The organism is Sphingobacterium sp. ML3W, from assembly GCF_029542085.1.
GTDB lineage: Bacteria > Bacteroidota > Bacteroidia > Sphingobacteriales > Sphingobacteriaceae > Sphingobacterium.
In genome coordinates this window covers 5,054,560-5,079,803 of the sequence record NZ_CP107036.1, presented here as the reverse complement: position 1 = coordinate 5,079,803, position 25,244 = coordinate 5,054,560, and the positions used below count along the sequence as shown (strand labels likewise).

Sequence of the window (25,244 nt, the reverse complement as noted above, 5' to 3'; positions counted from 1 at the left end):
CAGAAATACAATGAAATTTACAATAAAAAATATATCCAAGTTCTCTCTTGCTCTTTTAATTTTAGGAGGCTCTATGACTAGCTGCACCAAAAATTTTGAAGAGTACAACAAAAACAATATTGGCGTTACAGATGAGGACTTAAAAGGAGACGGACAAGATCTTGTCATTTTCCTTCGGAACGCTCAAATGTCCATTTATAATTTTTCAGGTGCCGGCGATCCAAACTCATACCAGGTACAACAGAATTTGAATGCGGATGTTTATTCAGGCTTCTTCATGTCGCCAACACCGTTCAATAGTGGACAGAACAACCTCAATTATGCTATGGTAAATGGCTGGAATGGCGAACCTTTCCAAGTATTATACCTCAATGTCATCAAGGCGATCGATAAATTGAAAAAAAATGGTCTTGCGGAAACATACCCAGCATTATGGGGGTCCGCGCTAGTCATCAAAGTGGAAGCAGCAAGCCGGGTTACGGATATCTATGGTCCCATCCCCTACAGTCAGGTAGGTACATCCAATACAATCCCTTATGACAAACAGTCGGACGTGTACGATAGCTTTTTTAAAGAACTTGATGAAGCTGTAACGGTATTGAAGGCCTATAAAGCAGATAGTCCAATGGCGGCAAAAATCGACCAGATTGATTTGGTTTTTCCAAATACAGATAATCAGGTAAGATTTAAAAATTGGTTGAAAATTGCCAATTCCCTGCGCTTACGTCTTGCGATGCGTTTGGTTAAAGTTGACCCGCAGTTAGCAAAAACACAAGCAGAAAAAGCATTGGATCCAGCAAATGGTGGTGTTTTGGAAAGCAATTCCGATAATTTCAAGGTTACCGTACCTACTGACGGAACCTATAGCAATCCACTTTGGTTTATTGCCAAAAACTGGGCCGATACGCGTATCAATGCAACACTTTCGTCTTACATGGTCGGATTGAAAGATCCCCGGATCTCAAAATACATGTCCCCCGTTTCAAATGATCCTACACTGACAGCAGTTGCAGGTCAGTACATTGGTATTCGTACGGGTGCAGAGGGTATTGAAAAAGACAAATATCAAAAACTTTCAGCACTGAATACAGAAGGTACCACACCAACCTTCACCGCCAGTACGGCCCCCATTCTAATGACAGCTGCAGAAGTTTACTTCTTACGGGCCGAAGCAGCTTTAAGAGGCTGGAACAATGTCGGTGGAACAGCACAGTCGCTTTATGAGAAGGGCGTGGAGACTTCATTCGCACAGTGGGGTGTCAGCTCCGGTTTGAGTGCATACTTAAATGACAATACAAGCAAAGCGGCGGCCTATAAGGATCCATTCAATGCGGAAAACAACGCAGTTTCACCTAGTGCACTAACCATAAAGTGGAACGATGCGGCTACAAATGAGGAAAAACTAGAACGTATCATTACCCAAAAATGGTTGGCAATCTTCCCGGAAGGACAAGAGGCATGGAGTGAATTCCGTCGTACCGGATATCCACGTTTATTTCCAGTAGTTGTCAATAACAGCGGCGGACTGATCGACACAAAAATACAGATACGTCGTTTGCCGTTCCCACAGAACGAATACAATACCAACAAAGCTGAAGTACAAAACGCAATATCACTTTTGGGTGGCCCCGATAATGGCGGCACTCGCCTTTGGTGGGATGTTGCGAAAGGAAATTTCTAAAAAGAATTCCCTTCAATATTAAAAAAGCGGCTTAATCTTGTGATTAAGCCGCTTTTTTAATATTGCGCTGATCCTATTTGCACCTAGCCCATCGTTCCGTCCTACGGTCCGGCACAAGCCACAGTTTCTAAAAAATCACGGCCATGAGAAATTTTCGATTCTCACTGTAGCACCTACACAAAATTGTCCGTTCAGTCAAAAAACCAAATACGCTATTATGAAAAATCTGTCCGTCCTAGGTATTACCTCCCTGCTCGCTTGTACTATGCTATTTGTTGTTTGTAAATCCGAATCCCATCTTGACAACCCCTATAAAGAAAAAACCGAAAAGGAATTGGAAACACTTTCAAATGAAAAATACAGTAAAATTATAGCGCTAGCCAGCCCAAAAGAATGTTCCAATGCCGATGACTGGAAAATAATAGATATCCAGACCGTATGTGGCACCAGTCATATCCCCTACCACCGTTCCGTTGATAAGACCATCTTACAAAACATGATCAATGATTATAATAAGTTGATGGAAATATACCAGCCCATGATGGCGCCAAGAATCAATTGCATTCCCTATCGAAAACCACTAGATGTCATCTGTAAAGAAGAGAAAGCTACAATTAAGTACGAATAAACTGATTCCAAACATAAGCATTAAACAGATTAAAAACTTAAAAGTACCAAAAGCCCAATGTAACCCTTAAAATGAAACCATCAAGATGTATTCAAACGCACAATCGATCAAACAAAAAGCATTAGCATCTTGAATACCGTTTAAAATATATAGTCGAGACAACCGAGCATACGAGCGCACGAAGTAAATCTGATGGTTCAATAACTTTTAAAAAACCAAATTATAAACTGATGAAAAAAATAATATTTACAATCCCAATTATTGGGTTTCTACTATTTCTAGCTTGTTCGAAAGACAGTTCTAAATCATATGATTATTGGTCTGAGCTAGCTAGTAAAAAAGCGGAGGAGATAAGCACCCTCATCCAATCTGTTCCCTGCAAAAATATTGAGGAATTTGAAATTATACAACGCCCCTACTATACCTATTACCTAGTACATTCGTCACTGAAAAGCCAATTCGAAAAATTGCAGCAAGAACTGGATTATTTGCAAGATGAACGGAATAAAGCGGCTGAACGCGAAGGTAAAATTTTCTATGAAACACAACTGATGTCGATGCCGGTCCCCGACCCACCCCTGGGGAAAGTCTGTGACAACGGGAAAGCAATGCTCCGCTTTGCACATAACCTTTCCCTCGAAGAAGTCAACGTGGAATTGCCTAAAAGATATAAAGAGCTTCAAGAATTCTATAAAGACGTTGTCTGCAGCAATCCAAACGATTGGCAAAGTCATTTTTTACGAACAGGCTGCTGCATGGAGGGAATTGCCGTACATAAAACCATTCGGTCCAATGAGATGATAGAAAAAATTCAACTATACAATCGTCTCACCGAAAGAAAACTCAGCCTAGAAAAAACAACCTGTCAGGGGGGATGTCCAAATATGGCAAGGCCAGTTCAATGCAGGGATGGCAAGCCATTTGTAGAAGTATTTAAATCGTAAAAATTAAATTTTTCGTATTTTAGCCATTCGAGAAGAATGGCTGAATTAAGTTTAATTACCCCAATAGAATACCTCAAAGGTGTAGGTCCCCAAAAGGCAGATGTACTCAAGAAAGAGTTACAGGTATTTACCATTGGGGACCTGTTGACCCAATATCCTTTCCGTTATATCGACCGCACAGAATTCCACAAGATACGGAAGCTGCACCCCGATATGATGGCGGCACAGGTTTTGGGGCGGCTGGTTTCACTACAGCTCGTGGGTGAGAAAAGAACCAAACGCCTCGTCGGCTCATTCAAGGACGAAACCGGCTCCATGGAACTTGTCTGGTTCCAGTCCATTCCCTGGCTCCAAAAGTCCCTGAAAGTAGGTTCGGCTTATATCATTTATGGCAAGCCCAGCGAATTTAATGGGCAGCTCTCTATCACCCATCCTGAAATGGACCTGTACAATCCGCAGGTCAAACAGGCGGGTAACATGAGCTTACAGCCAGTCTATTCCTCCACGGAGAAACTCAAAAAATTCAATTTGGACACCAAAGGCATCCAACGTTTGCAGCAGGCAGCATTAGAGACGGTATTTCGGAGTATCGGTGAAACGATCCCCCAGGAAATAATGGCAAAACACCAACTGGTTTCTCACCAGCAGGCGCTAGCGTCCATTCACTTCCCAAGCAACCAAAAGGAATTGAACCAGGCCATCAAAAGGATCAAATTTGAAGAGCTGTTTTTCATCCAGCTCAAACTGCTCAACAACAAACAACTGAACACGCAGAAATTCAGAGGCCAGCGCTTCAATAAAGTAGGCGAAAAGTTCAACACTTTTTTCAATGAACGACTTCCATTCCCGTTGACGGGTGCACAGAAACGCGTTGTTAAAGAAATCCGTATCGACACCAATACTGGCGCGCAGATGAACCGTCTCGTGCAAGGTGATGTGGGTTCCGGTAAAACGGTCGTTGCCCTGATGAGTATGCTGCTCGCAGTTGACAACGGCTTCCAAGCCTGTATGATGGCACCTACCGAGATCTTGGCCACACAGCATTATCATGGACTCAAACAGCTTGTCGGTGATGATCTCGTCAGCATCAAACTGCTCACAGGGTCAACCGGCACCAAAGAACGTCGGCTGATACATCAGGCGCTTGAAGAGGGAACACTCGACATCCTGATCGGCACCCATGCACTCATTGAGGATAAAGTGCAATTTAAAAATCTTGGTTTTGTTGTCATTGATGAACAGCACCGTTTTGGTGTGGAACAGCGGGCTAAACTCTGGCGCAAAAATGTCATTCCACCGCATATGCTGGTCATGACAGCGACTCCTATTCCAAGGACGCTGGCGATGACCATGTATGGTGACCTTGATATTTCGGTGATCGACGAACTTCCCGCCGGACGTAAACCGATTAAAACCGTGCATTTCTTTGAAAGCTCCCGTCTGCGGATGTTTGGTTTTATGCGCGAGGAAATCGCCAAAGGCAGACAGGTCTATCTGGTCTATCCCCTGATCAAAGAAAGTGAAAAACTGGACTTGATTTATTTAGAAGCAGGGCTGGAGAATTTACAGCGCGAATTTCCCCTTCCGCAATATAAAATCAGTATTGTTCACGGCAAGATGCCCGTAAAAGATAAGGATTTTGAGATGCAGCGTTTTGTGAAGCATGAAACTCAGATCATGGTGGCAACAACCGTAATTGAAGTCGGTGTCAATGTGCCTAATGCCTCTGTCATGGTCATTGAAAACTCCGAACGGTTTGGCCTCTCCCAACTCCATCAATTGCGGGGGCGTGTAGGCCGTGGAGCCGAACAGTCCTTTTGTATCCTGATGTCGGGAAATAAGCTCAGCAAGGAAGGCCGTCTCCGGCTGGACACCATGGTGCGCACCAATGACGGCTTTGAGATCGCCGAAGTTGACTTGGAATTACGCGGCCCCGGTGACATCTCCGGCACACAACAATCTGGCGTCCTTGACCTTAAGATGGCCAATCTAGCGACAGACCAGGCCTTATTGACCGAGTGTAGAAACACCGTGATTGCCATATTCAAAGAAGATCCTACGCTTCAGAGCGAGAAAAATCAGTTACTTCGAAGCTTTTTGGCACGGAAATCAGATGGTATTGCCTGGGACAAAATATCCTGATCATCAGCCAATCAGCACTGGCGCACTTAAATTCAAAAAAAGAAACGCTATATATTCGGCACAAACCAGATGATGACACCTTCAGTGCCCACGAGAATGCTCCATAAGCTGAGCATTCAATAAACTATTTGACGCGATTCAGCGCCCAATAAATCCAAATAGTCTACCAACGGCTTTCCTCAGAAATGCCCAAGTCAGCATAAACCTTTTCGAGTGAGGTTTCATTCCCCTGAGAAATGGTGACCAAAAGTAAGGTAAACAGATCGTCATAAATCACTTATACAAAAATCCAGTGATCAATTCATTTGTATATAAAATCAAAATTATTTAATTTTGCATCATTATGATCATGATATAAAAAATATCCCCTTCTTTTACTAGGCAAAAGATGGCGACTGACCGCTTACTTATTTTGAGTTGCCCCTGGTAAGCAAACCACAAAAAACTTATTGGTTTTTCTTAAATTCACCTTTTTCAAAACAAAAATTAAAAGTGGAAGTATGATAAGAGGCAGACGATCGCTATGAACTCATAGTTGAACGCGCTCCATACGCTACAATATACTTAATAGTACAAAATGGCCAGAATTAAAATACACGATACAGCAATAAAACCCGAAACAGCCGTCTTGGTCAGTGTGATCACTCAAGGCGTGACTGAAACAAAAGCAAGGGAATACCTGGAAGAACTTGAATTTCTCGTACAAACAGCCGGCGGAGAGACCAAAGGCATGTTTACGCAGAAGTTAGCTTTTCCGGATAGGGCGACCTTTGTCGGTAGCGGAAAACTTGAAGAGATCAAAGCCTATGTCGAAGCCGAAGAGATCGACATTGTTGTCTTTGACGATGAGTTATCCCCATCCCAACTGCGTAACATCGAGAAAGAACTCCAACGCAAAATCTTGGACCGTTCCAATCTGATCCTGGATATCTTTGCCCGACATGCGAAAACTGCACAGGCAAAAACCCAGGTGGAACTGGCACAATTGCAATACCTACTACCACGATTGACCCGCTTGTGGACTCACTTGGAGCGCCAACGCGGGGGTATCGGTATGCGTGGTCCCGGTGAGTCGCAGATCGAAACCGATAGACGGATTATCTTGGACAAAATTTCGTTGTTCAAGGAAAGACTGAGAACGATCGACAAGCAGAATGAAACCCAGCGCAAAAATCGTGGCGAGATGATCCGCGTAGCTCTGGTAGGTTATACGAACGTTGGTAAATCAACGATCATGAATATGATCTCCAAATCTGATGTATTGATCGAAAACAAACTCTTCGCAACGCTTGACACCACGGTACGTAAGGTCGTTATCGACAACCTTCCGTTCCTGCTGTCCGATACGGTAGGTTTTATTCGCAAATTACCGCATCACTTGGTGGAATGTTTCAAATCTACATTAGATGAAGTCAGAGAAGCAGATGTGCTGATCCACGTGGTGGATATCTCACACCCCAACTTTGAAGACCACATTCAGGCGGTAAATGAAACATTGGAAGATCTGAAAGCTTTAGATAAGCCCGTTATTACAGTGTTCAACAAAATCGATCTGTACAAACCGGCTGTTGAAGAAGGACACGATGGTGAAGAGGTAGAAATTACATTGGACGATTTCCGCAATTCATGGATGGCGAAAAACTCAGATCCGGCGATCTTCCTGTCTGCAACAAACAAGACAAATATCGAAGAGTTCAAACAGACACTTTACGATATTATCGTGAAGATGCACAATGAACGTTATCCATACAACAACCTGTTGTATTAATTTGACAAACATGACGGCGGATCGTTACTGACGATCCGTCTTCTTAAAAAAATAAGCAATGAATAAAGTGGTGCAGTTCCAAGATTGGGGACTTGTAGACTATCAGGAAGCCTGGGACAGACAAGAGTCCATCTTCAAGGGCGTATTAGACGTCAAACATGACAATCGGGTCAATGCGACAACGACAGACACGCCAAACTACCTGATTTTCACAGCCCACCCCCATGTCTATACCTTAGGAAAAAGCGGACACGAAGAATACCTGCTGCTGGATGAAAAAGGCCTGGAAGAAAAAGAAGCGAAGTTCTATAAGATCAACCGTGGCGGTGATATCACCTACCATGGACCTGGTCAGATTGTAGGATATCCGATTCTGGATCTCGACAACTTCTTTACCGATATTCACCTTTATTTAAGAACATTGGAGGAAGCCATCATCCTGACCTGTGCCGATTATGGTGTTCACGCGGGGAGATATCCAGGGTTTACAGGTGTTTGGATTGAACCGGACAAGCCTACGGCCCGCAAGATCTGCGCGATGGGTGTGCGTGCCTCACGCTGGGTAACCATGCATGGCTTTGCGTTTAACGTCAATACAGACCTGGATTATTTCAGCAATATCATCCCCTGTGGTATAGACGACAAAGACGTGACCTCATTGAAGCGGGAACTTGGTCAAGAAGTCGATATGGATGAAGTGAAGGAAAAACTTCGCGGACACATTGCCAGACTTTTTGAAATGGAAGTAATCTAGCATTAGAAATCATAGAAACGAACAAGGACCTGCTCAACACAGGTCCTTGTTTGATTATGCTATCCTTAAAAACAGGAAATCCCTGTAGAATACATTTCTTTATTTAGCGCCTTACTCTGGTCGGCTAACAATAATACATACAGTCATAGCTAAACAGTTTACCATCTTTAAACGTGATGATCAGTTGGCCTGCGTCGCCATTTTGAAAACGGTACACATGTGGTTCTTCGACCATATTCGTAGAGATCATATCACCAAAATGATTGACAAAATCCCTTTCGTCATAGTTGGCATCCATACGTTGATCCCCTAGTGCTAAGATCTCACCGTCCGTAAAATATAGTTTATAAACCGTTCCGACGATCTTCTTTTTATAATTTTCCTCAAATGCCACAATCATATTCGGGGTTTTATAAAAGTAACGCGGTTCCCAGCCACATTCGGGCATATCCGGTATCTCAGCAACACGTTGCATCTTCAATTGATTCATCTGAGCATCCTTGATTTCTCCGTCCACGAGCGACAGCCCTTTCCAGATAAAATGCAAGTTCAGCGCCTTCATTTTCTTTTCATAGGCTTCAAAGTCAGGTTTTTTATCCAGTTTACTGGCCAGCAGCAATTCAAAATCAATATCGACTTTCGGATTTTCCACCCCGTAGGTGGTATAAGATTCCTTCCAATAGGAAAAGGCCTGTTTTAAGTTTTTCTCCTCCCGCCAAGCCAGCTCCCGCAATCTTCCTACCTGAACCAGTTCTTTCTCCTGATCCTTACCTTTTACCGCCAAATAATCTTTCAGTACTTTATCGTAGGTCAGGACGGAGCCTAAAAATTTCAATTGAACATATTCAGGATTCTCATGAAAATGATCACCGATATACACCCAACCGTCGGTATATAAAGGGACATAATCAATGCACAGCAACTCATTGAGCGGTGCGCGGCGCACAGCGGTGCTTGTCGTTGAAGGTGATTTACGGACACGTAGTTCGGACACCTGCACATAATAGTGTGGGCACTGATACCCCTCGACACCCCGATAAAAATACTTGGCGGGCTCACCAGCAGATTTTTTCCCGTCCATGAATTTCTTCAGCGGTTGTCGGTCGATAAAGCCAATATCACCGTTGCTGACCTGCACCTTATACTGCATATTGGTCGAGTCGAGCAGATAAATCGGTGCTTCGGTACTAAATACCCCCAAAGGATCATTGTTATTTCCGGACTCCCGATAGAGATAGCCCCACTTGGATGTATAAACAGGCCGTTCACCCGCTGGCTGCGCCATGCTTCGGTTCACAAAACAACTGTATAGGATACAGCACAGGAGTAATACTTTTCTAAACATATAGCTTTATTTCTTTAAATAGCGATGCAGATATCCATCAAAGTCGCCTAAATCCGTTGAAACCCATCCCTAAGGGTAGCTCAATATTTTTAGCTTAACAATAGCATCCCTGATACTTAACAAAAATAGGCAAAAAGGAGGCCAAGGAAATCGCTATAATCAGCTATTTCGTAAACGAAGAGCAGATCTGTTCCTATTTCAATAACTAAGTGGCCTTACTAATGAAAAATAGTTTTCGCATCTTTGCATCAAGGCATAAGTTTCACAATCCCAATTTTAACAATGAAACATGATGACAACAGCAGTATTTCCATTTGAGCACGCGTCTAGTTCTTCGGAAACAAAAAAAAATTGCTGTTTTAAAAGCTCTCGGGGTAAAGAATATCTCCGTTGAAGAAAAAGAACTCTCATCGGAACTAACACAGTATCTCGCCCAGCGCTTACTTCCGATTCAGCAGCACAACCTGTCCCTCCAAAGCAGAAATTGTCTTTTCCTGCGCTTTGATCGTCTGCTCAAGTGCGGCGACCAATTGTTTGGAAACTGACGAACCTTCGGAACTTGCAGCAGCAATCTGTGGTTCAGGGCTAACGGTTTCCGCGCTACGCATCATTTTACCTTCACCCATTAATAGCCAAGCAGGACTAATATCTGGATGGCGGGTCAATATTGCAATCATTGCATCCGAACTCAGCGCTGTATTTTTCTGACCGCCCTTAAAATTGGCATAGGAAAGCCCCACATCTTTAAAAAATTCAGTTTTACTGATGCCCTTTCTTTCAGCGATCAGCAATACGCGTTCTTTTACGTTCACAATTATTCTACTTTTAAGACGCTATTATTTTAAACCAAACCACAAACCAAGTTTTCCGTTTGTATCGGAGTTTATCTTCACAAAAAAAAGGCTCACTAGTTCCTGTTGACTCCAAGCGATTGAATAACTTATCCCCATGAAAATAATAATCAATTGCCTTTCTGCCGATGATAATCTATTTATTCCGCAGCGATTCAATCTCGCGCTCCAACGACAATAATAATCGCTCTAATGATATAATTGTCTTTTCCTGAGATTTAATAGTGATATTTTGTGACAAAATTAATTGCTTTAACGCATGAATCTCCCCATTAGTGATTCTTTCCAAATCAGGTGTTAGATACGTCTCTTCATCCTCCTTAGCTAAAACAGGCTTAAGCATTTCTCCTTCCCCCTTTAATAACCATTCTGAGGAGTATTTGGGATATTTTTCGACAATACTAATCAGCCATTTAGCCTGAACATCTGTATTATTGCTTAGTGCACGTGTAAATACGCCTCTACTGGCCCCAATAGCCGATTCAAACGCTGTTACACTTAATCCCTCCCTATCAGCAATAACCTTAATTCTCGTTAAAAAAGAACTCATAATCAATAATTATCAATATATAATTTGTTTTATCGAAAATTAGTGTTTAAATTAGCTTTGTCATTGATAATTATAAACACAGTACTTAACCAAAAAACATTCCTAGCATGAAAAATACGCAAAAGAAACTAAAAGCGAAACATTTTCGCTATTTAAGCAAGGAGTATATTGAAGATCCGCTGAAATATCTCAACGCCTTTTTTGAGCAAGAGACATCCATTCGTTATCTCCTGATGGATATAAACCTGCTCATCAATGCCGCTTCAAGCCTGAAAATGAACTATCCACATGCGAATTCAGGCTACAACACAAAAAAAATAATTGAGCTAGTAGAAATAACATACGTGATTTTCAAAAAATGTAATTTGAAAAAGTTGAAAAATCCCTTGGATTTTATTCAATGTGATTCTGACTATTGGAATTATGTTTCAGGAGAATGTCTCAGTGTAAATGATATTGAATCGCCGGAAGATGAGATCAGCCGATTTTTCTCGTATCAATCATTATGGCAATGGTACGAAACGCTAGATGAAATCTGGATAAATATTTGCGATAGAAATGGTGATTTTCTAGGAAATGAGGGGAATAAAATCCTTGCCGTTAGAGAATTATTACAAAGATTAGCTATATCTCTGCATAAAATATATGGAAATAAATCACTTCCAGACAGTATTGCAAACAATCAAGAAGAGATTGAAAATGAGGAAATCCAAGGCCAAAAGTCCTTGAAACAGATCAACAGCATAGACACAAAGAAGGAACCTTCCGATGACGCGGTAGAAAACGAAATATTGAACCCAAAGGAACGGATCACATTGCCCACGTGGCTTGCTCCCCAACCCTACTCCATCTCAGCACTCAAAAACTTCTTTGATAGAGATGACCTAAATGGTTGGAAAGAAGACATTCGATATTGGTACCGGACAGTTATTACCGAAAATGAATTCTGGTCCGCTAACAACGAAAACAATAAATTCTCTGGAGCAAATCTCCTCTATACCTATTCCTGCATTTACTCTTTATTGGAAATGCTGTCCAATAAACTTGAAGAGTCTCCCATCGGCTCAATAGATATAGAAAACCCTATTTCCATATTGCCCGAATGTCAATCAATTTTGATTAGGCATGAAAATAAGGAGATTATACTTTATTATATATCAGACGAAGAATTGGGGCACCCATTATCATCGTTATTAGCGACTGTTAGCACCTACAGTCAACAACAATGGGATGAGATCTTATATGACTGGATCAACTATGGCCTCGATAAAAATCGATATACCGGAGACTATGCAGATTACAGTACACGAATCTATCAGACCATTATTAAAATAATAGAGCTCGCTTATTTAGTAGCCTTCTCGGACGAAATAGATCTTCTAAATCAAAATCAAACAGCCCCTATAGAAACAGGAATATAGCAGCTTCCTATTCAACCGATCATTTTGTCCAGCATCGTGGGAGACAACTAACCCATTTGACTTTAAAAAATAACCACAACACAACACCAATCAATTATGAACACCGAACTTACTCCAATTATTGAAGCTATTCTTCGCGTAGTCGCCGTTGATGAAATCTATCAATGGATCTATGCCCGCGATGGCAAAAAATATCAGATGCTACAGATTAATCTTTCGTCAAATTCTGCTACCAGATTTGACAAAGCCCGTAGTCTAATCAACAAAGCGATCGGAAACTATACTAATCTTTACTTCAATGTGCATTTACCTCGCGAGGTACAAAAGAAAATCGACCAAGGACTGGGCCGAACTCAACTCATATGTCAAACCGGGAACCGCATTTATCAAAACCCAGCGCAGGAAATACAACTTGTAGTACCTAACGATTCTGCTGAAAAAGTCATTGAGAAAACTGAAGTGTATATCAATAAAGAGAAAACAAAGATCCGTTCTTTTATTGATGGCTATAATTTTTATCTGGAGCACAGAGACCATTCACATGCAGCATTTATGCTCCACCAAGCCATTGAACTATCACTCCGAACAGCAGAAAATCTATTGATAAGTGATGAAAAAAAATCACATTCGCTTAAAGCAAATATCAACTATCTCAAAACATTTGATTCCAAATTAGCAAAATTAGCGGATACAGAAGATAAAAAAAGAGCGCTTAATAAGATTGAGAAAGCTTATATTGATTACAGATATAATCACGATTACACGATTGACAAAAGCTTATTAGAAACAGCATACCAAATTGCTATAAATGCGTTAAATTGGATCTACGATTATTCCAATCTTTTATTCGAAGAAATCAGAGAAAAACTTAGCCCAAAACAAATTCAGCACAGGAAGATTGAAAAATTCAAAAACAACACCTCTATTTACAATAAGTATCATTGCAACAGCAGTTATCAAGACCTGATCTTAAATATTCTGGAGTTATACTGTACTCCTTCGTTAGTTGCCTGCTTCGGTTATCATTCCGATCAACATAAGTACAATAGTCTGCTCCAAAACAATAAAGAAGAGCAGATAACGCATGCTTACTACCTCTTTATCGCGTATGACAGCCTAAATACTGACCTCGCCAACCTGCAACAAAAGACCATAGATCTGCTGCCGAGAAATGTTTCGCTGACCTTAGTGACGGAAGAAACAGCGCACTTTATCAAAAAACTCTCCAAAGGCCATCCTTTCTTTCTATCGCTGATGAAAGTCGGTGATATATGGTTTCAAAACGCAACGATAGAAAACTTAGCACTAGATAGCATCGCAGTTCCCCAACTCGACTTGGAGTATGCGCGCAAACAATGGGATAGTCGCTATAAAAACGCCCGTTGCATCTACTATGCTTTTGAGGATAATTGGACTCTTAGCGTTGAGGCCGGATACCATTCACTATCACAAGTTTTAGAACAAACCTGTCTCGGAGTTATCAATACAATCCTTCAATACAAACCTCAATCTGTAGGTCTTCCGTTTTTAATGAACCTCTGCCGATTAATTGTTCCCGAAGCGCATGCGACCTTTTGTCTGAACAATACTGATCATATTAAACTCTTTAAAGAAATTATCAAAGCCCAACAGCAATTCAGGTATAACGCGAACTATAAAGGGGATCCATCCGCTATTATAAGATTACAGGAGCTTACAAAGTTGTTTATCGAAAGATGTAACGAAGAGATGGAAGATTACTTTGAGAAAATCTCAAGCGCTATTCAGGTCGAGAAAATAGAATAAGAAATAAATACCGATATACGTCAGGCTACTTTTAATCAGTCACTACATCAAAATCCTACCACTCCATTCACTGAAAGTAATGCTTTTCAGTGAACGAACTCACCAAAAAGCATTACTTTTGGTGAATAGCATGATTCTTACCTAATTCGTCGAGCCCTGGAAGCCCACCCGCGACCATCCCAACCTTATATTATCGGATCTCCGCTGGTGCAAAAACAGACATGTCAAATTATTTGCAGATAGTCGGAAATATTCCGATTATCTCAGCAATTTAATACATTTACGTTATGAAAGAACTTCAACTAACCCTTTCCGAGCAAGATCAACTGGATGCATTGCTGTTCAGTATGTCTAAATCACCCCAAATAATTAAAGCACGCAAAAAATCACGATTCATGTTTATGCTGCTCATGCTGATACTCGCCATCCCGTTTTTCTACTATGAACGTCAACTGGCAATTCTGATTATCGGAGTGAGCATAATCGCCTTTCTGTTCTTTCCCAAATATCTTGGGATATACTATAAGCGCTATTTCAGCAAATATGTCAAAAGCCCCGAATTCCAAAATCGAATCGGTATCCTCCATACAATTACTTTTGAAGACAATTATCTCCAGATCAAAAGTTCTCAAATGGAATCCAAATATCAATACGATCAGTTTGAATATATCACCGAAACGGCCTTCGCATTTTTTATCAAACTAAAAATGGCCGATCAACTGTTTTTTCCAAAACAGCAGATCGAAGATACCGCCGAATTTAAAGCTTTCCTGATACAGCTCAGCCAACGTCTTCATATCGCCTATCAGGAGGAGCTGGACTGGAAATGGAAATAACGGTTGAAAGACCTTATATCCACCCATCCACTAAGCCAAAGCTCTAATATCCTTGATTTCCAATATATTTTTTACATCGTCTCGCTCCACGGCATGAATCATCGCCCGCCCCACCTCATGTAGGGACAACACTGCCGAAGGGGCAAAGAATTTTATAATCTTGGCAACAAACGAGAATGGATTGGCATGCTTCTGTCCCGCAACGGTGGTCATTCCGCCCGGTCGGAAATTGTATTCTTTCTTAAACGGCAATTTCGCTAGATCATTTTCCGTCTTGCCCTTCACTCTCGCCCACATCACACGTCCCTGTTCAGTACTATCTGTACTCGCTCCAGACACGTAAATAAAGCTGATTTCGGGATTGATCTTCAACAGCGATTTTGCAAATGCAAACGTCGTATCATAGGTGATATAGCGGTATTTATCCTCTTTCATGCCAACTGAACTGACACCTGCGCAATAAAAACAGGCATCATAGCCGCCGATCTCCGTCTCAACTTCGGAAAGATCCGTAAAATCCTTAACCAAAAGCTCCTTTAACTTTGGATGCTGTATATCAGCAGTACGGCGTGATATGCTCAATACTGCATCTATTTTATCATTTTGAAGACATTCCAATAAAACACCTTCTCCGACCATCCCTGTGGCCCCTGTTATTATTACTTTCATCGCAATTCAACTTATGTATCAAGCCCAAAGGGCTACAATTATTATTATTTATTCAGATCAATAGGATAGCACGGCATTATATCATGCGCAAGCGCTCTTCCTCCAGGTCAATCTGATAGAGCTGCGCACGGACAATATCCTCATCAATCGTCGATTCACTATTCAATTTTTCCAGGTATTCGCGCTGTACGTCCAAAAGCTCAATGAAAATCACTTTCGTGCGTTCATTCATCCAAGAATCATCCGCAGCATTGACTTTTTCCTCCCAATGTCGCAAAATCCTTTCCATTGCCTCCCGATTATGTTCTTCTTTCTCATATTTATCCTTGAGAAACTGATAGACATGCTGTTTTAAGCCTTGCTTCATCTGCTGTTTGGCTACCTCTTCGGGTTCCTCTGCAAGAACAGTATCAAAGAGCTTCGTCCGCTTGATCAGATAGGGTAACGTCAATCCCTGAATCAAAAGGGTTGAGAGAATGACGACAAAGGTGATAAATAGAATCAGATGACGCTGAGGTATCACGGTACCATTCATGACCAAAGGAATGGAAAGCGCAGCTGCCAGGGAAACTACTCCCCGCATCCCCGTCCAGCCCAGTAAAAGTGGCATAAAGAAACGTTGTTTTGAAGACCGCGCCCTAGGTGCCACACTTGGACGAAAGATAAGCGTCGCAATCATCGCAGCATAGGCACTGATCATACGAGCAAAGATAAGGACTGCTGTAACCAAAAGACCATAACCGATCGCCTCCCGCAGTGAAGTGCCATTTGCGCGCAAACCAGCTACAATTTCGGGGAGATCAAGACCGATAATGAAAAATACAATGCCATTCAGGATAAACACAAAACTCTCCCAGACACTCAGCCCCCGCACGCGACTGGTACTGTTCAGAAATTTAAGCCGCTGGTTGGACATCAACAGACTTCCCGCAACGACGGCCAGCACCCCTGAACTGTGAAACTGCTCGGCAATCCAATACATAAAATAAGGTTCGATCAAGGTCAGAGCAATATCCGATGGTGCATCCGTCGGTAAGCGTTTATGTGCCTGAATAAAAAACCAGCCCAAAAGGACACCGATACCAACCCCACCGACCAACATCCAGATAAACGATACCGCTGCTTCCTGCCATACAAACTGTCCCATACCCACGGCAATCAGGGCAAAACGGACAATAATCAAAGAGGAAGCATCATTCAACAGACTCTCCCCTTCCAGGATTGCAGAAGTAGATTTTGGAACTTTCACAAACTTCATGATTGCACCCGTACTGACGGCATCTGGCGGGGAAACAATCCCACCCAGTAGAAAACCCATTGCGAGCGTGAAACCTGGAATATAATGATTGGCAACCACCGCAACGGATAGCGCAGTGAAGAAAACGACCAAAAAGGCAAAACTTCCAATAATACGCCACCATTTCTTCATCTCCTTATACGAAATCGACCATGCAGCCTCACATAATAAGGGGGGAAGGAAAATCAGAAAAATAACATCCGGATCGATCGCAACAACGGGCAAGGTTGGAATAAAGCTGACAATCAAGCCCGCCAAAACCAATAAAATGGGATAAGCAACCCGAAGTTTCGTGGCCAGCATTTCAAGTAGAACGATGGCCGTAATCATGGCAATAAATAGCGGAAACAAGTTATGCATAGGCTGTCATAATTTATTGGTCTTGAGACATTTCATTAACTCTTGTAAAGATCTTAAATGGAAATTAAAAACCATCAACTCCCGGTCATATTTTTTACTTTTTCATCTGTACCCTAGTTTTACCCTAATTCTGTACCTCAAATTCGGTCTGTACCCTTCTTAAATTAGCAAAAAAGATTTATTGCCATGTCGACTACAACACATCAATCGTATTCCATCAGACAGGTTAATCTCTCTGATCTCTCCCTACTAAAAAAGGCTCAGTCCGAAGTGACCAACAAAAACCTGCAGCACATGCCTTTTCTCTTGCTTGCCCAAAACGAGGAAATAGCAGCTGTTTCTTCTGCTACAGTCTCCGAAAACAACAACCTCACTGTCGAAATTTCGTATCGAACTGAAGTTTCCGAAGACTTATCAACGGTATTTAAGCGCAAAGCGCAGGTTTATTTCGAACAGCAGCTTTTAAATATGTTTGGCGACGAAGAATCGCTAAAAAGGGGAATCCGTCATTTTCATGATTGGGTAAATCCAAAGGGAAACAGTAAATTAGTATAAGTATGGAGCAGCAACAATTGTATAAGAAAATTGCAAACATCGTAGAGAACCAGATCAAAAATGGCTCTTTGACCTACGGTGATCGTCTTCCTTCTGTCCGTAGTGCGCAAAAATTGTATAATGTGAGCTTAAATACGGCAAAGAGCGCCTACATGGAGCTCGAGAGCAGATCCCTGATCGAGTCTCGCCCCAAATCGGGATTTTTTGTCAGCCTGGCCGGCCAACGCCGGATGTCTATACCGTCCATCTCAACATTTAAGATTGACGAAAAGAAGCAAGATCCCGCAGCATTGATTGATAAAGTTTTCCACTCATTGGAGGATAAGGAAATTACGCGATTCTCTTTGGGATTACCCAGCCCTTCTTTGCTCCCCATTCAGAAGCTCAACAAATGTATCCTGGAGACCGTACACGAGCTGCATGATTACGGTGATCATTACGGGCAGGTGCAGGGTAGTCCGACTTTACGTAAAGAGATTGCCAAATGGTCCCTCGTACTAGAAGGAAAAATAAGCGACGAAGACCTGATTATCACTTCGGGTGCTATGAATGCCATTTATAGCTGCCTCCGTGCGGTCACGAAACCCGATGACACCATTGCCGTGGAAAGCCCCCTCTATTTTGGCTTTATCCAGGCGTTTCAGGTGTTGGGTTTAAAGACCATTGAGATACCGACCCACCCCATTACGGGCATTGAACTGGACGCCCTGAAAAAAGTGATCCATAAAATCGATGTCTGCTGTTTTGTTTCCAATTTCAGCAACCCCTTGGGCGCGTTGATGCCCGATGAACATAAAAAAGAACTTGTCAAACTCCTTGCTTTCCATCATATCCCCTTGATCGAAGATGACCTTTATGGAAATGTTTATTTCGGTACCTCACGACCCAAACCCTGTAAATACTTTGATGAAGAAGGTTTGGTCATGTGGTGCGGATCTGTAACCAAAGTATTGGCGCCAAGTTTTCGCATCGGATGGGTTGAACCCGGACAATACAAAGACAAAATCCTCAAACAAAAGCTTATCCAGACCATCTCGCAACCGGCCATTTACCAGGAGGCCGTAGCCAAATTTTTGCAGATCGGTCGCTATGACCATCACCTCAATACTTTTAGGAAGAAGTTGTACAGCAATTATATCAATTTTAGAAATAGTATCCAGGCCCATTTTCCCGATAACACCAAAATGTCTCAACCCGAAGGTGGATTTGTACTCTGGTTGGAAATGGATCCAAAAATTGATTCTACCGTACTTTATGATTACGCGCTAAAACAAAAATTGAGCTTTGCTCCAGGCCGAATGTTTACCCAACATGATCAATTTAAAAATTGTATACGGCTCAACTATGCCGTCGATTGGAACGAAAAGACAGCGAACGACCTGATGCGATTGGGCCGTTTTTTTAAGGCTGTCATCTAATCGGTTAATCCCAGTCAACCTCATCATCATGACTCTGTGAAATAGGTGGTGGCAGTTTATCGGATTTTTCCTCCGGGAATATAGTATGCTTACCTCCACGGATCAGGATCACATCGAAAATTTCACCAGTCATCAGGGTACTACTATTGGACATAAATTCGTCACACCCATCAGGGCTCGTCAGTCAGCACCTTACTGTGCCCAGACATAAAATGACGGCATCTTTGCAATCCTCCAATGTGAAAGTAATGCCACGGTCCACTTTGTGATCTTCTTTTCTTAGCTCCAAGGCTTTGCTAGAATGGTAAAATATAGTATTACGATCATCCAGTTGAATCACCACACAATATATTTTTATGTCTATTTTACGAAGCTTTTCATGGATTAAATTAAATTTACGGAGACCTACCAAATGGAGCTGAACCCGAACTTGTTGCTGGGCTTCATCAAAATGTGCGACTGGGTGATTCATAAAGAAATTGTTCCAGCTGAGCCGTTTGGAGTACCGGAAACCTTTCAAGGGGAGTACTGATCCATATCCGAGCCGTAAGCTCCCGAGATCATGCACCCGGTCATTACGTACAGCTTCATACAGTGCATTTTGCAATCGTATATAGGTACTGCGTTCACAGGCACGAGGTTGAATGGATTTTAGAATCTGATACAAACGACTGGTTAAGCCACTGTTATAGGTAAAATCAAGTCCAGCTAAACGACTATTTTCACTCAGCTCGTATGATACCCCCTGCTTTCCTCCTATATTGCGGTTACCAGAAGATTTACTCATTTCATTAAGTTAAATTGGTGTACTTTAAAAATACAATAATCGTATGAATTAAACAACAGCTCGTTCAACAACACATAAGACCATTATCGCTAAGGCGCTAAAAGTCCCTTCAACTCCCTTTAAATCCCCTCAAGTCCGTTCAAGTGCCAACAATGTTCGGGTAGGCTCCGCACATACTTCGTACCAACTTCGGGATTTCTTCGGGGCTGGTTCGACATCTGGTCGCTTCCGCTTCGGTCATTCATCGACAACAAGGCAAACAACAGCCGAAGAACGGTCAAACCAACCCCGAAGAAATCCCGAAGCAGTAGCAATGCACACCCGAAGGATCCCCGAACAACTATCGAACAAGGAGTAACAAATCAGCGAAAACGCTCTAACCCTCCAGTACCGTATCTCCTCACAGATTGTATAAGGCGAAAAGTACTTTACAGGTGATTTAGCTGTATCTTATATATGCCAAGAGGCTGCTTGGATAAAGCAGCCCCTTGGCATATATTTTATAATACGTAATGTAGACGTACCCAACGACAAACATTACATGACTTGGAATTATATGTTTGCCCAAAGAATTTTTGCTTTCAGGTGCGAAATATTAGCCTATAAAACGTCAAAAGAGGCTTTAAAAAATCCCAAAAATGATGAAGGCGTCCCAAACGACGCCTTCTAATTACTGAATTTTTTGGAAGAATTTTTTTGTCTTATAGAAGGCCAGTAATCCGATGATACCAATCATCAACCAAAGAAAATCGACAATAAATAAATCGCGTTGGCCATCAACAAATGTTTTCCAAAGCCAATTATGTGTTACCAAACCATTGGCTATCGGGACGATAAATGCAAGGATGCTTCCGACCAATAGCGTTTCGCGGTTTGTTCTTCTTATACTGCGACGAATGATATAGTAAAGTGACAGCACCAACCATGCGTAAAAATAGACCCGATAAATAAAGTCCTGATCAACTTTAGGACTGACCTTGATCGCAATAAATGTAATCGCTGTAACCGGGAGCATCGTCAAGCATATCGCGGTAAAGACATTAGCTGCCCAAAAGTTGAATTTGCGTTTTCTTGGAATGACATTGTTTTTATCCCGCGCAACCAACCAGATCAGAATTCCTGAAATAATAACCAGACAGCCCATTACTCCTAAGATAAAATAGACCATTTTGAGCGGGTACCCACCATAGTCACCATAATGCAAACGGTAAATAATGCTTCGGACATAGTCCCCATAGCTCGCTCCTGTTAAAGGTGATTTCTCTTCTACAATTTTATTATCGGCCACCTTCACGGTCAATATTCCAGATCCGGCAAAGCTGTTGTTAAAATGCGGTTCAAGCTCCATGATAACATGCATATTTGAATCCGCATAGTTTTTTACGACAATACGCAGGAACTCGCTTTCTGGCCACTTTGTCTTTGCCATATCCAAGAAAGGAGCGATTTTCACATCCCTGTTCAAGGATTTATAGCTATACGCATAATCTTCATTAGCTGAAACACCAATATCCTGATACATTTTCTGCTGATCACCATCGTACAGCAATTTGCTGAAAGGTAGTGCCAAAACCGAGTTAACAATCAGAAATGTACCTGTAACGGCAAAAATAAATTGAAAAGGAAATCCAATCACCCCGAGGGCAGTATGCATATCTGTCCAGACAGTCTTCCACTTGCTGAATGGCCTAAAAACAAAAAAGTTCGATACTAATTTGTCCCAATGCAATAACAAACCTGTTATCAATGCAAATAAAAAGATAAAGGCTGTAATTCCTGCAACGAGATATCCAAATGGCGCTATTCCTACGCTAATGGGGACTTGATTGAGTTGGGCCAGAAAATGTAAGCGGAATAAAAACTCGCCCATATCATAGTTCTGCGCATAGTCTCCTACTTTTTGATTGACAAAATTATAGGTAAAATTTTTCGAGTCATCATCTCCGCCTCTCCGTCTCCGGCCTTTCTTTTTTTCAGCTTTCTGTTTAGGCGTTATCTTGGATAGATTTTCCTTATTGAGTATCGTGTCGTTTGACGCTGTGTACCCCACATAAGCAGAAGTCCCCTCCCGGTGCATATAGAAGTTGATATCACGCCCATGTAGGTTGGCTTCTCCCTTTAGAGAATCCAAAAGTTTGTCAAAGCTTTGATGGTTTTCCTTGTATGTTTTGTACGACGCATTATTTTGCCAAGCCGCGATCTCATTTCTAAAAAATGCAAAGGAACCTGCAAAAAATATCACGTACAGAAGCGCACAGATGATAATGCCACTGATGGTATGGGTATTAAAATAGATATTGTAATTTCTGTTGTTCATGATTGATTACATCTTTAACAAATAAGGCAACGAAAAAACCGCAGCCAAGAGTAAATAAATTCCCCATATTTTCCATCCGCTTTTGGAAAGAAAAGCCAGAAGCATCAGGACTGCCCAAAGTAGATAACCTGTGAATCCGGCAGTCATAACAACATCTTTTTTCTCAAAAAGGTTAGTCAACAATACATGAAAAGAGAGCATAACAACATAACCGCCGATAAATCCGGCCGTAATCTTCAGGAATCGTTGCAAGGGCGAACTCAGGTATTTTTTATTTGCTGGCATAAGGAATCAATTAGGATATCAAAAATTCAACACAGAGACTGGCTGCATACAATCCGAGAACTTGGTACCCTGTCAAATAACGGTAAGGGTTCAGTAAAACGACAAGACTCATCATACACATGACATAGGCAAAAAAAGCAAAGAATCCTGCACCAAGCCCCTGCAGATAGAGGATAACCCCAAATGGTAGCAGGAGCATCACAATGCTCAAGATACGCACAGACTGAGTCTGTGCGCAAAGCTTTTTCAACCACTCGGGTCTATGATGAAACTTCACTTTTTTACTGCTGTTATAAAAAAGATAAGCGCCAATAAGTATGATTATTAAAAGTGTGCTATACATCGCATAAATGATTTATATAGAATCGCTTAATTAAAACTTGTAGATTACACCTAGGCGGAAGTTGCGTCTTGCCTCAACGATGTAGCTATAATAGGCAACACTTTCCGGAATTTTAGCATTTTTCGCAGTTGTTGACCCCGCAGTCATAAGCTTACGGTTGTCCAGCAGGTTGTTGACCATCAAAGAAATATTATACCGGCTGCGTTGGTAGCTTATACCCGCATCTGTACGCAGATAATTTTTAAAATTGCTTACTTTGGTTGCCGATCCGATCGCACGGTCAAACATCCCCTGCATTCCGCCCGTAAGGCCTACACCTTTCAACGGGCCTTGTTGCAAGCGATAGGATATCCATGCATTCGCGGTGTGCTTCGCCGTATTTGGCGTAATATTCCCAATTTTCTCGGTTTTTGAATCCTGCGATATCTTTGAATCCGTCAGTGCATAATTCGCATTGACATTTAATCCTTTTACAATTTCCCCCGTGACATCAAACTCAATTCCTTTCGTCGTTGTCTCTCCCAGTTGCATCAGGAAGAAACCACCATTCGGGTTCGGATGATCAAAATCTTCAACTGGAGCATTCTTTCTTTTAATTTGATAAGCGCTCAGCGTAGAAATCCACTTTCCGCCGCCCCATTCCTTCTTCAGTCCCGCTTCTAAATTGTTTCCACGAACAGGTTTCAGTGCATTTCCTTGCCAATCTAGTCCCGAAACAGGTACAAAGGATTGATCAAACAAAGCATATACGCTCATGGACGGATCTATTAGATAATTTATCCCCACCCTTGGGCTCCATACTTTGTCTTTAGCAGGGTCTGCATTTGTCTTGGAGACAACATTGGAAGACGTGTAACGTAGACCCAATGATAGTTTCAGTCGATCGCTGAGGAATGCCATCTCATCGTGTACATAAAAGGATGTATAGGACGAACTGGTAACATAGTCCTGGCTTTTCGCTCTTTCCTTAATATTTAAGGAACGGTCAACTTTAGGGAAAACAGATTCCGGAATACCATAAACAGGGTTGTAGACGTTCAATGGATCTCCGGGGATACTTGACAACAAAGAACGGAAATCGCCCCAGAATTTTTTATTACCATAATCCACACCGACCAAGATCCGATGTCTAATACTTCCTGTCCGCTCTTCACCATTAAAAGAGAGCTGTCCAAATTTATTTTCGCCATGCTCATCAGCGATACTATAGTATCGCGGCATATTACCTTCCGCGGTCATATAGTTCAGCCAGGTACTGGTTGCTTTCATATCGAAATTAAAATATGCAGCCTGTGCATGGAATTTCCACTTTTGGTTAAGTTTTCGATCAAAATAAAGATAGGCGCTATGATCTCTCAGTTTACCGGGTTCCATCCCCGGATCACCATAGAAAAAGTCGTTGGCAATCCCCGGATCGGCAAAGCCCTTTGGTGAAAAGGTATAGTTTCCATTACTTAAGTAAGAAGATCCCTGAAAAGTATATTCTGCCGTGATAGCGGTCAATGAATCGATATTATAAGTCAATACCGGAGCGATGACAAGACGATCACTATTATTGTATTTGGTAAAGAACTTTTTTTTCTGGCCTGCTACGTTCAGACGGTAAATCAATTTATTGCTTTTGGTAATCCGACCATCCAAATCGACAGCTCCACGATAGAGGTCAAAACTTCCGGTATTGAGTGTCACGGACCCTTTGGTATGGCCTGTTGGCTTTTTCGTTACCACATTGTAGAAACCTCCCGGTTCACCACTAGCGAGCATAAAGCCAGCTGGGCCTTTTACAAATTCAATACGCTCAATCATAGATGCGTCCTCAGCCGTGGGCCCCCATGATGCTTCGATATTCATGCCGTTACGAAATGCCGGGATCTTGGATCCACGCATACGAATATTGGCATATTGATTGTCCCAGTGTCCCTGACGTGTTGCACCGCTAATATTACGCGTGATACCATCAACAATGTCGAAAACTTGTTGATCGGCCATCAGATCTGAGGAAATCACCTGGATATTTTGTGGCAGTTCCAAGATAGGCGTCTTTAAACGCAGTGATCCGGATATGCTGTCGAATTTATAGTTCTGATAATATTTTCCATAAACGGCCACCTCATCAATAGATTCAGATTGGTTACTGAGCTTAATCTGCCCCAGATGACTGTCTTCTCCATTGAGGACCACTGTCATCGTATGCTTACTGTAACCAAATGCTTTGATCTCGACCGTATAAGTATTTGGAGCAAGTTTATAAAAAGTGAAGTGTCCCTCGCTATCGGTACTGGTAGTCACCCCTGTATTCGATAGTTTAATCGTTGCACCCGAAATAGGTTCGGATTTTTCATTGACAAGGATACCGTCAATCTTCAATTTACTCTGCGCTTGCGCTACAGAAAAAATTGAGCTGATCATCGGAATAGCTAGAAAGGATAAAGTTTTATTCATGAGTATTTCACTGGTAGATATGTAATAAAGAATGGATTCATTTGGAATATGGGATTTAAAATGAAT

Annotated in this window: 22 protein-coding genes; 11 read left to right on the top strand and 11 right to left on the bottom strand. The window is 41.9% G+C overall.

Annotated elements, in window-relative coordinates; all coding sequences use genetic code 11:
• Nucleotides 1-10: 10 nt before the first annotated feature.
• From OGI71_RS21450 to lipB, 6 genes are all read left to right on the top strand, one after another.
• A complete protein-coding gene (locus tag OGI71_RS21450; RefSeq protein ID WP_282251804.1) occupies nt 11-1,681 on the top strand; it encodes a RagB/SusD family nutrient uptake outer membrane protein in 1,671 nt (556 codons plus the stop codon).
• Nucleotides 1,682-1,898: 217 nt separating this feature from the next.
• Complete coding sequence (locus OGI71_RS21445; RefSeq protein WP_282251802.1) at nt 1,899-2,309, top strand: hypothetical protein; 411 nt, start codon at nt 1,899-1,901, stop codon at nt 2,307-2,309.
• Between the two features lie 230 nt (nt 2,310-2,539).
• Nucleotides 2,540-3,253, top strand: coding sequence for a hypothetical protein (locus OGI71_RS21440; RefSeq protein WP_282251800.1), 714 nt, complete (start codon nt 2,540-2,542; stop codon nt 3,251-3,253).
• A 36-nt stretch (nt 3,254-3,289) separates the two neighbouring features.
• Nucleotides 3,290-5,395, top strand: coding sequence for an ATP-dependent DNA helicase RecG (gene recG, locus OGI71_RS21435; protein WP_282251799.1), 2,106 nt, complete (start codon nt 3,290-3,292; stop codon nt 5,393-5,395).
• A gap of 577 nt (nt 5,396-5,972) precedes the next feature.
• Entirely contained in the window at nt 5,973-7,163 is a 1,191-nt protein-coding gene (hflX, locus tag OGI71_RS21430; RefSeq protein ID WP_282251795.1) for a GTPase HflX, read from the top strand.
• A gap of 58 nt (nt 7,164-7,221) precedes the next feature.
• Nucleotides 7,222-7,917, top strand: a complete 696-nt coding sequence (lipB, locus tag OGI71_RS21425) for a lipoyl(octanoyl) transferase LipB (protein ID WP_282251793.1) — start codon at nt 7,222-7,224, stop codon at nt 7,915-7,917.
• 124 nt (nt 7,918-8,041) lie between these two features.
• Here the strand turns inward: lipB and OGI71_RS21420 are convergent, their stop codons facing one another.
• The 3 genes from OGI71_RS21420 to OGI71_RS21410 all read right to left on the bottom strand — a co-directional run bounded on the left by OGI71_RS21420 (nt 8,042) and on the right by OGI71_RS21410 (nt 10,663).
• Complete coding sequence (locus tag OGI71_RS21420) at nt 8,042-9,262, bottom strand: hypothetical protein (protein WP_282251792.1); 1,221 nt, start codon at nt 9,260-9,262, stop codon at nt 8,042-8,044.
• 440 nt (nt 9,263-9,702) lie between these two features.
• Nucleotides 9,703-10,074 (bottom strand): hypothetical protein, encoded by a 372-nt coding sequence (locus tag OGI71_RS21415; protein ID WP_282251791.1) that lies wholly within the window; start codon nt 10,072-10,074, stop codon nt 9,703-9,705.
• Between the two features lie 175 nt (nt 10,075-10,249).
• A complete protein-coding gene (locus OGI71_RS21410) occupies nt 10,250-10,663 on the bottom strand; it encodes a hypothetical protein (protein ID WP_282251790.1) in 414 nt (137 codons plus the stop codon).
• 107 nt (nt 10,664-10,770) lie between these two features.
• Between OGI71_RS21410 and OGI71_RS21405 the strand changes: the two genes are divergently transcribed.
• From OGI71_RS21405 to OGI71_RS21395, 3 genes are all read left to right on the top strand, one after another.
• A complete protein-coding gene (locus OGI71_RS21405) occupies nt 10,771-12,084 on the top strand; it encodes a hypothetical protein (protein WP_282251789.1) in 1,314 nt (437 codons plus the stop codon).
• Between the two features lie 96 nt (nt 12,085-12,180).
• Complete coding sequence (locus OGI71_RS21400) at nt 12,181-13,869, top strand: HEPN domain-containing protein (RefSeq protein WP_282251787.1); 1,689 nt, start codon at nt 12,181-12,183, stop codon at nt 13,867-13,869.
• A gap of 287 nt (nt 13,870-14,156) precedes the next feature.
• The gene (locus OGI71_RS21395; protein ID WP_282251784.1) at nt 14,157-14,705 is read left to right on the top strand and encodes a YcxB family protein; all 549 of its coding nucleotides are present in this window, start codon (nt 14,157-14,159) and stop codon (nt 14,703-14,705) included.
• Between the two features lie 30 nt (nt 14,706-14,735).
• On the opposite strand, the gene OGI71_RS21390 is transcribed toward OGI71_RS21395, so the two are convergent.
• Nucleotides 14,736-15,374: an NAD-dependent epimerase/dehydratase family protein gene (locus tag OGI71_RS21390; RefSeq protein ID WP_282251783.1), complete on the bottom strand. Its 639-nt coding sequence runs from the start codon at nt 15,372-15,374 to the stop codon at nt 14,736-14,738.
• A gap of 76 nt (nt 15,375-15,450) precedes the next feature.
• Complete coding sequence (locus OGI71_RS21385) at nt 15,451-17,031, bottom strand: Na+/H+ antiporter (protein WP_282251781.1); 1,581 nt, start codon at nt 17,029-17,031, stop codon at nt 15,451-15,453.
• A 186-nt stretch (nt 17,032-17,217) separates the two neighbouring features.
• On the opposite strand from OGI71_RS21385, the gene OGI71_RS21380 reads away from it, so the two are divergent.
• Nucleotides 17,218-17,586, top strand: a complete 369-nt coding sequence (locus OGI71_RS21380; RefSeq protein ID WP_282251779.1) for a hypothetical protein — start codon at nt 17,218-17,220, stop codon at nt 17,584-17,586.
• A gap of 2 nt (nt 17,587-17,588) precedes the next feature.
• Complete coding sequence (locus OGI71_RS21375) at nt 17,589-19,004, top strand: PLP-dependent aminotransferase family protein (RefSeq protein WP_282251777.1); 1,416 nt, start codon at nt 17,589-17,591, stop codon at nt 19,002-19,004.
• 4 nt (nt 19,005-19,008) lie between these two features.
• Here OGI71_RS21375 and OGI71_RS21370 read toward each other — a convergent pair whose 3' ends face one another.
• The 6 genes from OGI71_RS21370 to OGI71_RS21345 all read right to left on the bottom strand — a co-directional run bounded on the left by OGI71_RS21370 (nt 19,009) and on the right by OGI71_RS21345 (nt 25,178).
• Nucleotides 19,009-19,158: a hypothetical protein gene (locus OGI71_RS21370; protein ID WP_282251775.1), complete on the bottom strand. Its 150-nt coding sequence runs from the start codon at nt 19,156-19,158 to the stop codon at nt 19,009-19,011.
• A gap of 30 nt (nt 19,159-19,188) precedes the next feature.
• Nucleotides 19,189-19,791: a hypothetical protein gene (locus OGI71_RS21365; protein WP_282251774.1), complete on the bottom strand. Its 603-nt coding sequence runs from the start codon at nt 19,789-19,791 to the stop codon at nt 19,189-19,191.
• Nucleotides 19,792-20,461: 670 nt separating this feature from the next.
• Nucleotides 20,462-22,108, bottom strand: a complete 1,647-nt coding sequence (locus OGI71_RS21360; RefSeq protein WP_282251773.1) for a PepSY-associated TM helix domain-containing protein — start codon at nt 22,106-22,108, stop codon at nt 20,462-20,464.
• A 6-nt stretch (nt 22,109-22,114) separates the two neighbouring features.
• A complete protein-coding gene (locus OGI71_RS21355; RefSeq protein ID WP_223581510.1) occupies nt 22,115-22,393 on the bottom strand; it encodes a hypothetical protein in 279 nt (92 codons plus the stop codon).
• A 10-nt stretch (nt 22,394-22,403) separates the two neighbouring features.
• The gene (locus OGI71_RS21350; protein ID WP_282251772.1) at nt 22,404-22,736 is read right to left on the bottom strand and encodes a hypothetical protein; all 333 of its coding nucleotides are present in this window, start codon (nt 22,734-22,736) and stop codon (nt 22,404-22,406) included.
• 30 nt (nt 22,737-22,766) lie between these two features.
• A complete protein-coding gene (locus tag OGI71_RS21345) occupies nt 22,767-25,178 on the bottom strand; it encodes a TonB-dependent receptor (protein WP_282251771.1) in 2,412 nt (803 codons plus the stop codon).
• Nucleotides 25,179-25,244 lie beyond the last annotated feature (66 nt).